This window comes from Kitasatospora sp. NPDC048286, from assembly GCF_043201735.1.
Taxonomy (GTDB): domain Bacteria; phylum Actinomycetota; class Actinomycetes; order Streptomycetales; family Streptomycetaceae; genus Kitasatospora.
On sequence record NZ_JBICZE010000008.1, the window covers coordinates 131037 to 144389 of the forward strand.

At 70.7% G+C, this 13353-nt stretch carries 10 protein-coding genes and 2 pseudogenes; 6 read left to right on the top strand and 6 right to left on the bottom strand.

From position 1 onward, the window contains the following. Positions 1-70 precede the first annotated feature (70 nt). Entirely contained in the window at positions 71-2173 is a 2103-nt protein-coding gene (locus ACGF13_RS20700) for an alpha-galactosidase (RefSeq protein ID WP_392877096.1), read from the top strand. A 77-nt stretch (positions 2174-2250) separates the two neighbouring features. Beyond that, positions 2251-3276: an ISAs1 family transposase gene (locus ACGF13_RS20705; RefSeq protein ID WP_392877098.1), complete on the top strand. Its 1026-nt coding sequence runs from the start codon at positions 2251-2253 to the stop codon at positions 3274-3276. A gap of 170 nt (positions 3277-3446) precedes the next feature. Here ACGF13_RS20705 and ACGF13_RS20710 read toward each other — a convergent pair whose 3' ends face one another. The 3 genes from ACGF13_RS20710 to ACGF13_RS20720 all read right to left on the bottom strand — a co-directional run bounded on the left by ACGF13_RS20710 (position 3447) and on the right by ACGF13_RS20720 (position 5330). Continuing rightward, positions 3447-3770 carry a hypothetical protein gene (locus ACGF13_RS20710; RefSeq protein ID WP_392877100.1) on the bottom strand — a complete coding sequence of 108 codons (324 nt, stop codon included), beginning with the start codon at positions 3768-3770 and terminating at the stop codon, positions 3447-3449. 37 nt (positions 3771-3807) lie between these two features. Then, positions 3808-4659: an IS5 family transposase gene (locus tag ACGF13_RS20715; RefSeq protein ID WP_392877593.1), complete on the bottom strand. Its 852-nt coding sequence runs from the start codon at positions 4657-4659 to the stop codon at positions 3808-3810. A gap of 455 nt (positions 4660-5114) precedes the next feature. Beyond that, complete coding sequence (locus tag ACGF13_RS20720; protein WP_392877102.1) at positions 5115-5330, bottom strand: hypothetical protein; 216 nt, start codon at positions 5328-5330, stop codon at positions 5115-5117. 301 nt (positions 5331-5631) lie between these two features. Between ACGF13_RS20720 and ACGF13_RS20725 the strand changes: the two genes are divergently transcribed. The 4 genes from ACGF13_RS20725 (at position 5632) to ACGF13_RS20740 (ending at position 9491) form a co-directional block, all read left to right on the top strand. After that, positions 5632-7335: a GMC oxidoreductase gene (locus ACGF13_RS20725; RefSeq protein WP_392877103.1), complete on the top strand. Its 1704-nt coding sequence runs from the start codon at positions 5632-5634 to the stop codon at positions 7333-7335. 68 nt (positions 7336-7403) lie between these two features. Then, the gene (locus ACGF13_RS20730) at positions 7404-7952 is read left to right on the top strand and encodes a gluconate 2-dehydrogenase subunit 3 family protein (RefSeq protein ID WP_392877105.1); all 549 of its coding nucleotides are present in this window, start codon (positions 7404-7406) and stop codon (positions 7950-7952) included. Positions 7953-7983: 31 nt separating this feature from the next. Next, positions 7984-8916, top strand: coding sequence for a ferritin-like protein (locus tag ACGF13_RS20735; RefSeq protein WP_392877107.1), 933 nt, complete (start codon positions 7984-7986; stop codon positions 8914-8916). Positions 8917-9110: 194 nt separating this feature from the next. Further along, positions 9111-9491, top strand: coding sequence for a hypothetical protein (locus tag ACGF13_RS20740; protein ID WP_392877595.1), 381 nt, complete (start codon positions 9111-9113; stop codon positions 9489-9491). A gap of 343 nt (positions 9492-9834) precedes the next feature. Here the strand turns inward: ACGF13_RS20740 and ACGF13_RS20745 are convergent, their stop codons facing one another. From ACGF13_RS20745 to ACGF13_RS20755, 3 genes and pseudogenes are all read right to left on the bottom strand, one after another. Then, positions 9835-10500 carry a hypothetical protein gene (locus ACGF13_RS20745; protein ID WP_392877109.1) on the bottom strand — a complete coding sequence of 222 codons (666 nt, stop codon included), beginning with the start codon at positions 10498-10500 and terminating at the stop codon, positions 9835-9837. 333 nt (positions 10501-10833) lie between these two features. Beyond that, positions 10834-12024 (bottom strand): annotated as a pseudogene (locus ACGF13_RS20750) (SMI1/KNR4 family protein); the annotation flags it as partial. A gap of 381 nt (positions 12025-12405) precedes the next feature. Further along, positions 12406-13126 (bottom strand): annotated as a pseudogene (locus ACGF13_RS20755) (ATP-binding SpoIIE family protein phosphatase); the annotation flags it as partial. Positions 13127-13353: the final 227 nt, after the last annotated feature.

A 13353-nucleotide genomic window follows, 5' to 3' on the forward strand; every position in this document is an offset into this window, starting at 1 on the left:
GGCCCCGCCCGGACGGCTGCTCCATCGCCCGGCCCGGTCCCGCCGCCCTCCTGACCTCCGGGAACCATCCGTGCCTGCTGACACCCCTGCCGTCGCCTTCGATCCCGCCCTCGGCCTCGCAGTCCTGCACACCCCGAACAGCACGTACGCGGTTCGGATCGGCGCCGACGGCAGCCCGCGCCATCTGCACTGGGGGCCGGCCCTCGACGCCGCCTCGCTCACCGACCCCCGCTCCCCCGCCGACAGCAGCTTCGAGGACGAGGCCGCCGCCGACGAACTCGCCCCACAGACCGGTGCCCGCTTCGGCCCGGCCGGCCTCCGGGTGCGCTTCGCCGACGGCACCGTCGGCGCCCAGTGGCACTTCGACGGCCACCGCATCGACGACGGCGAGCTGCGCCTGCGCCTGGTCGACCGCCGCTACCCCCTGGCCGCCGACCTCTGCTACCGCGTGCGCCCCGGCAGCGACGTGATCGAGCGCTGGACCGAGCTGACCCACACCGGTGAGACCGGGCACATCGTCATCGACCGTCTGGACTCCGCTTCCTGGACGGCGCCGCCCCTCTCCGACTACCGGCTCAGCCACCTCGTGGGCGGCTGGTTCAGCGAGTTCCAACTCCAGCGCGACCGGCTGCCGGTCGCCGAGACCGTGCTCACCAGCCGCCGCGGCATCACCGGCCACCACGCCAGCCCCTGGCTGGCCCTGGACGACGGCACTGCCACCGAGGAGCACGGCGAGGTCTGGAGCACCGCCCTGGCCTGGAGCGGCAGCTGGCGGATCACCGTGCACCGCAACCCGGTCGGCCGCGCCACGTGGACCGGCGGCTTCGGCCACGAGGGGCTCAGCTGGAACCTGCGGCCGGGCGAGACGCTCCAGACTCCGGTCTTCGCGGGCCTCTACACCCCGGACGGCTTCGGCGGGGCCAGTCGCGCCTGGCACGCCCACGTCCGCTCCCAGGTCCTTCCGGAGCCCGACCGGGACCAGCCCGTGCTCTACAACTCCTGGGAGGCCACCGGCTTCGACGTCGACACGGCCGGCCAGCTCAGGCTCGCCGAGCTGGCCGCACGGCTGGGCGTGGAACTCTTCGTCCTGGACGACGGCTGGTTCGGAGCCCGCACCGACGACCGAGCCGGCCTCGGCGACTGGACGCCCCGACCGGCGGCCTTCCCGGAGGGCCTGCGGCCGCTCGCCGACGGGGTCCATCGCCTGGGCATGGCCTTCGGGCTCTGGGTGGAGCCTGAGATGGTCAACGCCGACAGCGACCTGTTCCGCGCCCACCCCGACTGGGCGGTCCACACCCCCACCCGGGACGCCACCGAGCTGCGCAACCAACTCGTCCTCAACCTGGCCAGGCCAGAAGTCGAGGCCTGGGTCCACCGGACACTGGACCGACTGGTCGCCGAGAACGACGTGGACTGGCTCAAGTGGGACGCCAACCGCCCCTTCACCGAGGCAGGTTGGCCAGGCCACCCGGACCCTGACCGGCTGTGGATCGATCACACCCGGGCCGTCCACCGGATCATGGACCGGCTCCGCACCGACCACCCCGGCCTGCGGATCGAGGCCTGCGCCGGCGGCGGCGGCCGCGTCGACCTCGCCATCCTCGCCCGCACCGACCAGGCCTGGACCTCCGACAACACCGACCCCGTCGACCGGATCTCCATCCAGCACGGCTTCAGCCAGCTCTTCCCGGCACAGGCCATGGCCGCCTGGGTCACCGACAGCCCGAACGGCATCACCGGCCGCACCACCCCGCTGCGCTTCCGCTTCCACGTCGCCATGGCCGGCGCGCTGGGCCTCGGCGGGGACCTCACCCACTGGACGCCGGAGGAGCTGACCGAGGCGGCCGAACTGGTCGCCCGGTACAAGGAGATCCGTCCCCTGGTCCAGCACGGCGAGCAGCACCGACTCACCGGCGCCGGCGGCACCACGGCCGTCCACTACGCGGCGGCGGACGGCACCGAGCACGCCCTACTCGCCTGGCGCCCGGCCACTCGCTTCGGCCACCAACCCGCGCCGCTGCGCCTGCCCGCCCTGGACGGCCAGGCCCGCTACCGGGACCTCGACACCGGGGAGGAGTACGGCGGCGCCCTCCTGCGGCACCGGGGAATCGAGCTGCGCCTGCCCGTCGGCGACCACGCCAGCCGCCTGATCCGCCTGCGCCGCCTGGGCTGAGCGGCGCCCACCGTTCCTGTGCAGCCCTCCGAACCGGCCGTCCCGGCCCTCCGCCACCGACCCCCGGAGCTCCTGACATGACCACACGACGCGTGCTGGCCGCCGCCTCTGCGGTGGCTGCCGGTGCGCGCTCGTACGCGGCCATCGGCCAGTGGTCGGCGAACGCTCCGCAGCACGCCCTGGCCCGGCTGGGCGCGCGGGTCGTGGGTGCACTGGGCGTGCGGGTCGCACCGAGTGCCGCCACGGTCCGGCGAGTGATCGGCCTGGTCTGCCCGGGCGGACTGGCCGATCTGACCGGTGCCGATCCTGCCGGCTCGGACTCGATCGCCGTCGATGGCAAGGCCGCCCGCGGCTCCCGGCACGGCACCTCACCCGCAGCCCACCTGCTCGCGGCGATGACCGGCGACGGTCGGACCGTCACTCAGCTGCGAGAGCCCGGCAAGACCAACGAGATCGCCTGCTTCGCCGCCCTGCTGGAGCCCTACGACCTGGCCGGGGTCACGGTCACGGCCGACGCCCTGCACACCCAGCGCAGTCACGCGCGCTTCCTCCTGGAGAAGAAGAAGGCCCACTACCTGCTGGTAGTCAAGGCCAACCAGCCCGAACTGCACCGCAGGCTACGGGCGTTGCCGTGGAAGGACGTCACCGCCCGCCGCTACGACCGCGAGATCGGCCACGGCCGCAGAGAGACCCGGGCGACAAGGGCACTCACCGTCACCGGCCTCGGACTTGACTTCCCCCACGCGGCCCAGGCCGTGCGCATCCTGCGCCACCGCACGGACCTCGCGACCGGCGCCGTCAGCCGCCAGACCGTTTACGCGATCACGGACCTGACCTCGCAACAGGCCTCGCCCCAGCGGCTCGGCCGACTCGCCAGGTCGCAGTGGACGATCGAGAACCGGCTCCACTTCGTCCGCGACGTTACCTTCGCCGAGGACGCCTCGAAGATCCGCACCGGCCACGGACCCGAGAACATGGCAACCCTGCGCAACCTGGCGATCAACGCTCTCCGTGCCGCCGGGCACCGCAACATGGCCGCCGGCCTCCGCCACACGTCTTACGAGCCCTTCACCCGCCCACTCGACCTTCAGGGCATCGCCTGATCAGCACATTCGAGCGATCACGAGACTTTGCAGCGCACCTGGGCCGGTACTGCGCGACAGTGCCTGCCGGGGGCCTTCGTGCGCACTGGGGTCACCAGCGGAGGTTGTCGCTGGTGGTAGCGAAATCGAGCCGCGACGTTCTATGGGAGAGGGACGACCGTCCGGGTGACCTACCCGGGCGAGAAATGTTCGGTCTCGATGACACCGAGCGTCCGTCGGCCCGAGCCAGTGGAGCAGTGGGCCTTCTGGCTCCAGTCCCGCACCACGGCCCGCGCGCCAGTGCGTACACGCTCGCCACGCGCGACCAGTCGTTCCCGGCCGACCTGATCGCCGCCATGGCAGAGGAGGCCGAGAAGGTCGTCGCCGCTGACGGGTAGCTCCACAGTGGCAGGTGGAACGCGGCCGTTAGCGACTCGGTCGACTGCTTCGCCGGACAGGTCGATTTCGCCGCCGTCGTCTCGCGGTCCACCTGCTTGGAAGTCGAGCAGCCCCACGCGGGCTTCTACATCGCTTAGGGCGTCCGCCAGTAGGTCATCGGATGCGTGGGTTCCGGGGCCGGGTGTTCCAACGGTAAAGGGGCCAGGCGCGGCGGATCAGGCAGCGGACGGTGATGATGGTGGCGGCCAGGGCGAGGAAGAACTCGATGGCCGCTCTGCGGCGTTCGGTGCAGCGTCGGAGCTTGCCGAAGTTGTTCATCCAGGAGTTCGTGCGCTCCACCACCCAACGGCCTCCGGTCTGGATCGGGGTCTTCGCGCCTCGTGAGGCGACGTGGGCGTCGATCCGGCGGGCGGCCGGGTCGTCGTGGACCACGCGGTAGTCGTATCCGGCGTCCAGGGCGAGGCGCGGGTGTTCCGGCAGTGGTCCGAGGGCCGGTTCCAAGGCGGTGAAGCGGTCGAGGATGGCGGGCAGCAGGGTGTGGTCGCGGGTGTTGGCCGGCGCGGGCTCGGTGATCAGCGGCATGCCTGTTCCGTCGGTCAACTGCGAGCGTCTCAAACCGAGTTTGGCCCGGTCGACCGGGTTCTTGCCGGCGCACTCGCCACCGGAGGGCGCCTTGGTGATACAGCCGTCGGCGCTCAGGCGGTCGAGTTCGAGGCCGATCATGCGGTCGTAGGCGGCGAGCGCGAGCAGTCGCAGATCCTCCATCACGCCGGCGGCGATCCACTCGTCGCGGCGCCGGCGCAAGGTGGTGGCCGAGCAGTTCGCGTCCGCGGCCCGTTCGTATCCGCAGCCGAAGACCAGGACCTGCACCAGGCGGTCGAAGACGACGGTGTCGCTGATCCGCGGGTTGTGGCAGCCCAGCGGATGCCGGTCCTCACGCACGGGCAGCAGCGCGAGGAATTGGTCGCGGATCGGGTCGAGAATGCATGATGGGACGGCAGGCACGGATCCCCCGGTGATCATGAAGCGTAGAGAACTCCATGATCGGGCGAGCCGTGCCCGCCCTGCCGCCACCACCTACTGGCGGACGCCCTAAGCCGACCCTTTACTAAGCCGACCCTTCGGCTTCCCCCTCACCCCGGGGGCCGGACAGGGACCACCGGAGTGACCCACGAGGGCCTGTGCCGCGCATCCGCGCGGGCACGGGCCCCCTCGTGCCGTTCCCCGGCCGCACACCCGTACGGCCGGCGGTGCGGCACCCCGGGACCGGCACGATCACCTGACCTGCCGGCCCTCCGATCTCACCCCGGGGTGCGTGTCACCGAGTGCGGCCCACGGGCCGGCCCCGGGCGGCTAGCGTCACCGGCCGCGGCTCGGTCGGCTGATCCTCGGCGAGACGCGGGCCTGGCCGGCGGTCGGCGACGGCCCGCTCCGCCCGGGTGGCGTGGCGGTCGCTCGCTTCACGCGAGGCTGGCCGACGCTTCACCCGGAAGTTCGGCCGGCAGGTAGTCGTAGCCGAATCGGCCTGGCATCGCCTGGGCGAGCGCCCGGACCAGCGCCGCCTCCGGTGTGGCCAGCTCGGCGGCCAGCCGCCGCAGCTCCGAGTGCTGATGGTCGATCACCTCGTCTGCCACGAGGTAGGCGCCGAGGTCGTCGGTCTCCGGTTGCAGAATCATGCCATCCACGGTGTCGCGCGCACTGTCCGCCGCGGGCGGAATTCCACCCCCTGGACAGGGGCCTTGGGCCGCTGTGGTTGCCCATGCTCACCGACAAGGAGCGCACGCCCTCCAGCAGGCCTTGCGCCGTGAGCGTCACCAACGGGAGATCGCCGACCGTGACCGCGAGGCCGCCTTCCAGGCCCACTCCTGGATCCACCGGTCGCGGCTGATCGCAGCCTGTGTGAGACTTGTCCGCATCTGGTCACTGAGAGTGACTGTCTTGTATCGCGCAGCGACATCCGGTGAAAAGAGTGGGACCTTGTCCGATATCCAGGCGTTCGACGTCATCATCGTCGGCTCCGGGGCTGCCGGCGGAATGGCGGCGCACGAGCTCTGTGCGGCGGGCGCCCGCGTCCTGATGCTGGAGGCGGGCCGGGACTACGATCCCGGGACCGAGACGCCGATGTTCAACACGCCGCAGGACGCGCCGCTGCGGGCGGCCTCGACGTCGGACAAGCCGCAGGGCTTCTACGACGCCACCGTCGACGGCGGCTCGCAGATCGCCGGTGAGCCCTACAGCCAGGCGGACCCCCCGAATCCGGACAAGTCGAATCAGTTCAGCTGGTGGCGGCCGCGGATGCTGGGCGGCCGCACCAACCACTGGGGTCGGGTGGCGCTGCGCTTCGGACCGTACGACTTCAAGCCGAAGACCCGTGACGGACTGGGCTTCGACTGGCCGATCGAGTACGCCGACCTGGCGCCGTGGTACGACAAGGCCGAACGCCTCGTCGGAGTCACCGGCCTTCCCCACGGGATCGAGAACGCCCCCGACTCCCCGCCAGGCGTCCAGCTCCCACCGCCGTCCCCGCGCGCCTTCGAGATCGTCCTCGGCCGGGCGTTCGAGCACCTGGGCATGAAGGTGGCGGCGATCCGGGCGGCCGTGCTCACCCGCCCGTTGAACGGCCGCGCGGCGTGCCTGTACTCGACCCAGTGCACCCGTGGCTGCGCCAGCCGCTCCAACTTCCAGAGCACGACCGTCCTCATTCCCCCCGCCCGCGCCACCGGCAACCTCACCGTCGTGTGCAACGCCATGGTGTCCCGGGTCGACGTCGACGCGACCGGGCGGGCCACCGGGGTCACCTACAACGACCGGGTGACCGGCTCCGAGTTCTCGGTCACGGGGCGAGTGGTGGTGCTGGCGGCGGGAACCTGCTCGTCGGTGCGCATCCTGCTCAACTCGCGAAGCGCCGCGTTCCCCAACGGGATCGGAAACGGCCACGGGCTGGTCGGCAAGTACCTGATGGACTCGGTCGAGTTCTCGCGCTCGTCGCGAATTCCGATGCTCGAAAAACTCCCCGTGCTGAACGAGGACGGCATCTTCACCCCGCACATCTACGTGCCGTGGTGGCTGCTGCCCGAGCAGGCCGCCGGGCAGCTCGGGTTCCCGCGCGGGTACCACATCGAGCCGCGCGGGGGCCGCAGGATGCCGACCACCGGCGTCAAGAACCTGATCGACGACGGCAGCGCGACCTACGGCGACGCCCTGCGGACGGAGGTCCGGCGGAAGTACGGCACGGACGTCACCCTCATCGGCGAAGGCGAGATGATCCCGAACGAGGACTCCTTCTGCGAGCTCGATCCGACGGGCAAGGACAAGTGGGGAGTTCCGGTCCTGCGGTTCCACTGGAAATGGGGAGATTCGGAAGTCCGGCAGGTCACGCACATGCACGACACCTTCAACAAGGTCTTCAGCCTGCTCGGCGGCGCACCGGACACCAGTCCCGTCGCGATGCCGCAGGGCGGCGGAGCGGTCCACGAGGTCGGCGGCGCGCGGATGGGGACCTCGCCGCAGAACTCCGTGCTCGACGCCTACAACCAGTGCTGGGACGTGAGGAACCTGTTCGTCGTCGACGGCGCCGCGTTCGCGTCGAGCCCGGACAAGAACCCCACGCTCACCATCCTCGCCCTGGCCGCGCGGAGTTCGGCCCGCATCCTCGAACTGCTGCGGAACGGCGGGATCTGACCGCACCAGGCGCCCAAAAGCCAAGCGAGGGCGACCGGATGACGGTACATCGGAAGCGAGAGGAAGAGATGGACCAGCACAGTGCCGCCGGGGTCGGTACCGCACCGCAGGGCTACGGCACCGACCCCAACCTCGTGACGCCGCACACACCTTGGCCGCGCACGCTCTCGGAGCGCGAGCGCGCACTCGCCGCGGCCCTCGCCGACATCGTTCTGCCGGGCACCGCCGAGTACCCGGCGCCGAGTGCGATGGGGATCGCCGACTTCCTCGACGACTGGGTAAGCGCTCCCTACCCGACGCAGCAGGGCCACAGGACCGTCATCACGACCGGCCTCGCCATGGTCGACGCGGAGGCGCGGCGCCAGTTCGGGACGGGGTTCGTCGAACTGGACGGCTCCCGGCAGCGCACGATCGTCGACCAGATCGCGTCGACCACCGCGACGGACCGGAGCTTCTTCATCAGGTTCCGGGCCCTGCTGCTCATCGGCTACTTCACCTCCGACGTCGGCTTCAAGGCGATCGGCTATCCCGGGAACGTGCCGTTGCTCGCCTTCCCGGGCGTCCCGCCGGAGGCGCAGCGCATCATCGACGACGAACTCAGGAAGTTGGGGCTGTAGCGTGAATCCGGCGACTGCGGGCACTCCGCGCATGAAGACCATCAGGGAGTACGTCGAGACGGGAGTTCTGCCGCTGGACGACCTCAAAGGCGCCTTGCACCTCGCGATGCGGCTGGAATTCGCCACCATCCCGCCGTACCTGTGTGCGCAGTGGTCGGTCAAGGTCGACCCGGACCGCACCGAGGGTGTGCTGCACAGAATCGTCAGCCAGGAGATGAACCACTTCGCGCTGGCCGGAAACCTGCTGGCCGCGATCGGCGGCCGGCCGTCGATCGCGCACCCGGACTTTCTGCCGACCTATCCGGCCGACGAGCTGCCCGGCTGCATTCCGCAGCGGCTTCCGGTCGATCTGAAGCCACTGGTCAAGGACCAGCTCGCGGTGTTCATGCAGATCGAGTACCCGGAGTTCCCCCCGATCGCCCTCCGCACCGGGCGGCCGCCGGCCACGATCGGCGCCTTCTACGACACGATCATCCAGACGTTCCAGAAGCTCGAGCCGGCGATCGACCCGAAGGCCCACGCGGTGGAGGTGCCTTTCGCGAAGCCGATCAGAACCGTCGCCGACGCGATCGACACGATCGACCGGATCAAGACCGAGGGGGAGGGGACGCAGGGCTCACCCGATCAGCCGCCGGGGGAGGGGGACAGCGGCCACGCGCACTACTACTTGTTCAAGGAGCTCTACGTCCAGAAGCGGCTGGTCAAGACCGGCGACAAGTGGAGCTTCAGCGGAGCTCCTGTCAACCTGCCGGAGGTGTACCACTTCGCGCCCTCCCAGGACCGGCCGAACCCCTCGACCGAGTTCAACCGCACCCTGTCGAAGCTGCTGGTCGACCTGGAGACGTGCTGGACGTCCGGCGCGCCGCCGAACGTGGCGGCCATGTTCCAGCTCCAGATCCTCGGGCGGGACCTGATCAAACGGGGGATCCGTCCGGAGTTCCGGTGGGATGACGCAGCGGCCTGAGCGCGCACTCCAACGGCGTGCTGACCATCGTCGTCCTCGCCCGAGAAGCCGGCGGCCCCCGCAGCACCCGCACTAAAAGGTCCTAACAGAAGCCCCGTGACGTGTGACCGTCCGTTGATCGGCGGATCGGGGGAAGTCGCAGCGGTGCGGGCGGTACGGAAGGCGAGGTGCCGGGGCGGTGACAGTCGACACTGCTGGTCGCCCTCGACCGCCGCGCCCCCTTCGAGGACGTCCGCGACTTCGCCCACGAGCTGGCGGAGCTGCTCGCCGACCGGCACCCGGAGCTGCTCACCACCGCGGCGCGCAAGCAGGCCCGCAAGAGACGGCTCTACCTCGACATCCAATGCAACGCCTACGGCCAGAGCGCCGTCACCCCGCACGCCGTCCGAGCCCTGCCCGGCGCCCCGGTCGCCACACCGCTGAGCTGGAGCGAACTGGACGACCCCGACCTCACCCCGCAGCGCTGGACTCCCACCACCATCGACGAGCGCCTGGCGAGCGACGATCCCTGGAAGCAGGAACTGCGCCGCGGCCGCTCCCTGAAGGCGGCCGACCGGAGGCTGGAGAAGCTCTGAGCCGGGGCACTCGTGCTTCGTGGCCTTGAGGATCCGCCTTGGCTGGGGTTGCCCTCATCGACTCGCCACGTGCGGATCTGAGCAGCCATCTCCTGCGTGATCGTCGCCGGATCCATGGTGTTGTGTGTCATTCCACCGGCCATGGGGACGTTACGGAGAAGGTGGCCACCGAATGACGTCCTGGCCTGCCCACTGGACAGACCCGATGGCTTCACCTTCAGGACTCGGCAGGTGCGCGCCGTCGGGAAACTCCCAGCCCCTTGGGGCTGGGAGTTCCGCGCGCTGATTCGACAAGATCCAAAAGAGAGGGCCCAGACCGCACGGCGGGCGGGCCCCGCCGGAGTCAGGGGTTGCAGGTGGCGGGGGTGGTCGAGGTGTTGGGCTTGGTGCACAGGGGGCCCAGGCCTGTGACGGCATCGGGGCGCGTGATGAAGGCGAGCGGCCCAGCGTTGTGCTCGCCGTTGAACGGCGTGGTGCCCGTGAAGCCACAGGCCGCCGCGTCACTGGGGCTGTTGAACCAGAATCCGACGTGGAAGGTGTTGGTGGGCGGCAGGGCGGCGTCCGGGTCGAAGCCGAAGATCTGGTCGAGCAGGATGGTCTGGATCCGCGCCCGACCCTCCCCGTTGTGGTCGGTGTGGAGGTCGGACTGGTACCAGGCCAGGCCGAAGCTGCCGGTGAACCTGGGGTCCGGTTTCCCGTTCGCCAGCTGGTTGCTGCGCTGGATCGTGAACAGGTCGAAGTCGAGGTCGGGCTTGAAGCCGTGCAGCTGGATGTCCATGGTGTCGTTCAGTTCACCGCGCTGGACCTCGGCGTCGACGCGCGGCGTGCTGCCGTTGGCGGACAGGCACGGAAGGAACTTGGTGTTGGGGAACAGGTGGAACTGGGTCGTGTCGTTCAGGCTGTTGTGCGGTGTGAGAGCGGTGGCGGTGCCCGTGCCGGAGATGGTGAGGGCGGCCAGTGCCAGCGCGATCCCGAAGGCGCGGCGCGGGCGAAGCCGATGCAGCGACATGAGTCTCCTTTCAGAGAAGATTGAAACCCTGAGTCACGGAAAGTTGCATATAGTGACTTTGACTTCAGTCTGTACCACCACATAGCCCGACAACCCGCCCGGCACGCTGCTCGCCCCTCACCTCACCTCTTCGCCCCCGCCCCGACCGGGCGCCAGGCAAGCACGCACCGAGCCGCGCCTTGCGTTTCGGGTAGTCACGGGCCTGCTGCTGCCGGATCTCCCACCACGGGTCGCGCCCGGCTCGGCCACCAGCGCGGGCGATCAGCCCGCGGTCCGCGGGCCACAGCAGGATCACCTCGAATTCACGCTGGTCACGACGTACGTCTCCCCGTTTCCCGCCTGCCCGCCCCTGGGTGTGGACAGCAGCTCGCGGCCCCGTTCCGGGGTCAGCAGGGGTCCGAGCAGGGGGTCGGCCACCCATCCCAGCGGCGCCAGGTGGTCGGGTCCCAGCGGTTGCCATACCGGCAGAGCGTCCATCAGCGTCCGCCATGCCCCGTCGGTGTTGCCCCACCGCGCCAGCTCCCGTGCCCGTTCGACCGCTTCGCCGAACGGTCCGGTCGCCGTGTACCGGTACGTGCCGTTGCGTACCTGCTCCAGCGTCGCGTAGGCCAGCGACACCACGTCGTCACCGGCTCCCCTCAAGTGGAACATCAGGGTGGCGTCGTCCCTGTACGAGTGTGCCGCGTGCTCGGCGACCAGTGCCGGCAGCAGCTCGGGCGCGTACTGCGGGTCGGTCACCACGTCCTCGAAGTACACCATGTAGGTCCGTCCGAGCAGGCGGCGTATCTGGTCACCCAGCCCGGCGGCCCGCGGTCTGCCGTACTCCTTCGCCTCGTCCAGCGTGTGCCCGGCCCGTTCCCAGTCGCCGCGCAGCGCGTCCAGCCGGGCCTGCTCCACCAGGGCGTCCAGCTCCCGCGTCGTGTCGTTGGCGAACTCCGGCTTCCCGTCGGCCGTGTGTGCCCGCAGGCTGTGGAACTCCCGGTACATGCCCCGCATGAACTCGACGAAGTTCGCGTACCGCTCAGGTGGCGCGGCCCGCCAGCCAGCCCACGTGTAGACGGCCCACTCGCCGTCCTCACCCACGTCCTCGGGATCCAAGAGGACGCAGGTGCTGTCGGACTCGACGTCGAGCTGGAGCCCACGCCGCCAGAGGTTCGCATCCCGCCACTCGGCGGGTCCGGCATCGTCGTCCAGGTACTCCTCGAACATGTCCGCCAGCCCGGACTCGTTGTTGTGCCAGCGCGCGTCCGTGGTCCCCGCCAGCAGCCGGATGAACCCGCCGGCGTGCTGCCAACCGTCGCTGGCCTTGAGGAATTCCCGGTACGACGGGGGTATCCGTCGGCCGAGGCGCTCCTCCATGGCGGCGATCCGTTCCTCCGACGCGGGAGGTAACCCCAACCACCGAACCCGCCGGGCGGCTTCGTCCTCCTGGCTCCGCGTCTCATCATCGGGCAGGGAATCCGACCAGTCCCCGCTCCATCTGAGCAGGAACGACCGCCAGTCGAACGGTGTCGTATTCGTCATGCGCCCGATGCTGTCATCCGCCGCTGACAGTGCTTGTTGACGCCTGGCGGCATCGGGCGGCCACCGACACTTCTCGTGACCGACCCGATGACGTTCTCGCGTCCGGCGACACAGGTCAGCCGGATCCGCAGGGCGGTTGTCGGCGATGCAGCAGAGTTCGCGTCAGTACGGCCCTGAGGGATGTGGGCGCCGACGGCCTGCTCACCCGGCGCGGCCGTGGCCTGTGGGCGCGGGTCTTGCGGCCCCGGAGGACGGCCGGCGGGTGCGGTGCAGCTGTGCATCCCGGCCTGGGGCGCGCCGGGCCTCGGGTCGCCGGCAGATCCCGGACGGCCTGGACGCCCAGGCCCGGCCCGTGTGCGTTCCTGCCGCCGGGCCGGGGGTTCAGCCGGAGGCGGCTCCGGGCGGCTCCGGCAGCTCCTGCTCGGCCCAGATCACCTTGCCGTTCGGGGTGTGGCGCGTGCCCCAGCGGTGGGTGAGCTGGGCGACCAGGAACAGCCCGCGCCCGCCCTCGTCGGTGCTGCGGGCGCGGCGCAGGCGCGGCGAGGTGTTGCTGGCGTCGGAGATCTCGCAGATCAGCGCGGACTGGCGGAGCAGGCGCAGCCGGATCGGTGCCTCGGCGTACCGGATGGCGTTGGTGACCAACTCGCTGACGATCAGTTCGGTGGTCATGGTCAGCTCGTCCAGCCCCCCCCTCCCGCAGCCGGCGGGAGGCCGCGGCGCGGACGCCCGCGACGGCGGACGGGTCGCACGGCACGTCCCAGGACACGACCTGGTCGTCGCCGAGCGCGCGGGTCCGGGCGAGCAGCAGGGCGACGTCGTCGGGCTTCGGCCCGGGCACCAGCTGCCGGACGGCGTCCGCGCACAGCTCGTCCAGCGGCGCGCCGCGCCGCGACAGCGCCTCGGCCAGCCGGGCCATGCCGATGTCGACGTCCCGGTCGACGCCCTCGATCAGCCCGTCCGTGTACAGGCCGATCAGGCTGCCCTCGGCCAGGGTGAGCTCGGTGGACTCGAACGGCAGGCCACCCAGGCCAAGCATCGGGCAGGCCGGCAGGTCGAGGTAGCGTGCCCGGCCGTCGGGGGATACGAGCACGGGCGGCGGATATCAGGCACATGCGCATCCCGCACGGCGGCGCCGGCGAGGTCCCCGTCCGCATCATGGCCCTGGCCCCGCTGCGCAACAGGCAGCTGCGGTTCATCGTCGCCTTCCACGGCGTCTGACCGCCGCCCCGTGCGGTGCCGTTCCGAGGCAGCAGCACCTCATGCGACGCCAACTCCCGCGGACGGCTCGACCTACGGCAGCCGGGCCGGCCACGCGCTGCCGTCCGTACA